Consider the following 2,661-nt stretch of genomic DNA (forward strand, 5'->3'; position numbering starts at 1 on the left):
CCCTTGGCGCTCTGCCAGGCCCAGCTGCTCTTGCTCTTCTCGTGGCTTTCCTGGTGCAGGTCCTTGACGCCTTCGAAGCTGATGGCGCCGCCGCTGACCAGTTCAAGATCGGCGCCGCTGCGCAGGCTGGCGGCCTGATAGGTCTGGTCACCTCCGCTGATCAGCGCCAGGTCACCCCCTGTGGTGATCTCTGTGCCCTGCTGAGTGATCCGGGTAACCTGGTCGCTACGGAAGGATTTGCGCCCGAAGGAGCCTTTGCTCTTCTTTTCGTAGAAGCTGTGATCCAGATCTTCAGCCGCCAGTAGGGCCAGCTGGTCGCCCGCCACCAGATAGGCTTCGCCGCCTGCCTCCAGGCGGCTGGACGAAGCGATCAGCATATCGCCTTCGGCCGCAAGGGCGAGGTCGCCCCCGGCGTGGACCTGGCTGGCGATGATGGCCAGGTTGTTGCCCGCGCTGGCCTGCAGATTGCCGCCGGACCTCGCTGCCGCGCTGGATGGCGTCGATGCTCTCTTATGCCCCATTTATTCAACAGCACCGAAGTGCTGTTCAAGCTGGCCCACTCCTGACCAACTGTCCAGGCACCGCTGACGTTACCACTCTTGGTCAGCACACAGCTGTTGTTGACCACAGCTCGGTCTTAATATATCAACGACCCGCGAACTAGCTTATCTCATTCCGGGGAGCATTGGTTAGGCTCAATCTAGCATATCCAATAACCGACCAACCTCCTTAAGTAGATTCTGTACAACATCTCGCCCGGCCCCTACACGCGTTTCAAACTCAAATAAATCTATCCCATTACAAATTTCATTCAATGCGGAATGGATTATTAATAGCTCATCTTTACTGCACTCCAGCATAACATGCTCATCTAACCGCTCAAGAATCTTCATAATTACCTTAACCCTTCAAAGTAAGCTTTACCATTGGTTGGCCTGAATGCCGTCCCTCCGTCTACAGCTTTAGGATTCCGAATCACAACCGTACCACTTACATCATCCCAATAAGCCGTTCGACCGCCGCCAAGTTGCCGAAAAGAACTGGGATTGTTAACAACGCTTTCGATATGCGAGGCAAACTGATCGCGGGTTGTTATCCCTATATCTTTATACTCTCCCCGTTGAATCACATGTTTCTCAAATGCATGGCCACCCGAAATTTCTTGACCTGCCAACTTCCCGCGTAACTTGGCAGCATTGGCAAGACTTGCTGGATCGCTTACTCCTTTCGCTCCACCCCCCACCAGCCCAGCAAACCACGACCCTGCCTTTCCAACACCTTGAGTCAGTACCGACCGTGCCGCACCAGCCAGCCCAACACCCGTCCCGATCAGCTCGACGGTATCAACAACGTCTATGCGCTGTTGTTCCGACTCCGTTGGTGTAAACAGCGTATCAGACGTCCCAGAGAACATGCCAAGAAACTGTTCGGCCAGCTCAATCGCCTGGGGATTGACACTGCTCGCGCCTTCGCCATGGGCGGCGATGACCCTGAGAGCACCGACCAGTTCTTCACTGGTTACCCCATCGGCACCCGCCATGCAGATATCGGGCCGCCGGGCACAGGCATCCAATACACCATCTGCAAAGTTCTGCGCACGCGCTTCATGCAGGTCGTGGTTATACTGCGTCGCATTCCCTGCCACCCACGCACCGGTCTGCATGTCCTGCTCATCGCCACCGGCCACCGATGCAACCAGTACCCCCAGCACCTGCGAGTTCATGGTCAGCAGGCCGCTGCGCTGGGCGGGGTCCATGTCGCCGTACTGCTGGGCCAGACTATCGATCAAGGCCTCGTTGGCACCGGCAACCACCAGTGCACCCGTTCTGAAATCGCCGCCGGCTGCTTCGGCTGCCAGCCCACCCATGATCGCGTGCAGACCGATCTTGGGTAGGCTGCCATTGTCATATTGCCCTTGACTGACATCACCCACCCAGTTGAAACCCGCTGCCGCAAAGGTGTTGGCCAGGGTGCTGGTCAGGGCATCACCCAGACTGCCTTCCTGACCCAGTGCTTTATTCAACAGCGCCGAGGTGCTGTTCTGCAGCGCCTGGTTGCCAGCAAACTGGCCCGCCCCTGACCAACTGTTCAGGCCTGCACCGCTGACGTTACCACTGTTGGCCAGCACGCCAGTGTTGTTGGAGACAGCCCCGGTATTGCTGGTGCCGGTCTGGGTACCTGTCCAGTTGTCGTAGACACCGGCCGTCAGTCCGGCGGTGATACCGGCAACCGCATAGCCTTTCATGGCGTCGCTGGCGGTCACGTCACTCAGCACATCGCCCAGATCACCCCGGTTGTTGATGGTGCTGACCGCCGTATTGCTGGCAACGGCGGCCCCAACCGCATTGGAAGCCGCCACCCCTGCGGTGCTGGTAGCGCCGGTTAGCGCAGCCCCCGCCCCCGCCGTGAAGTAGGCCACCACAATGGCAACGACCATCGCCGCCGGCCCACTCAGCCCGGAGCTGCTGTAACTGAAGCTGTCATGCACTTCCTTGACCCGCTGCCAGTCCACATCACCCCGGCTTTCCATCTCCTTCAGCCAGGCCAGGTTCGGGTCGGCCTGAACCATGGCATCGATGGTCTGGCTCACGGTGTGCTGGTCGATATGCTTGATATCGATCTGCAGCCCTTCCACGGCTTTGATGGCCAGTTCGCCCTGGG

2 protein-coding genes are annotated in these 2,661 nt (G+C 58.5%); both read right to left on the reverse strand.

All coding sequences use genetic code 11. The features are described from left to right. Positions 1–521, reverse strand: a 521-nt coding sequence (locus IEW63_RS14455) for a hemagglutinin repeat-containing protein (RefSeq protein WP_188637336.1), incomplete at its 3' end; no start/stop codon positions are given. A gap of 374 nt (positions 522–895) precedes the next feature. Then, on the reverse strand, positions 896–2,661 hold a 1,766-nt coding region (locus IEW63_RS14745), incomplete at its 5' end, for a DUF637 domain-containing protein (RefSeq protein WP_188637337.1).

Source organism: Halopseudomonas pertucinogena (assembly GCF_014646575.1).
In the GTDB taxonomy this organism is placed as follows: Bacteria; Pseudomonadota; Gammaproteobacteria; order Pseudomonadales; family Pseudomonadaceae; genus Halopseudomonas; species Halopseudomonas pertucinogena.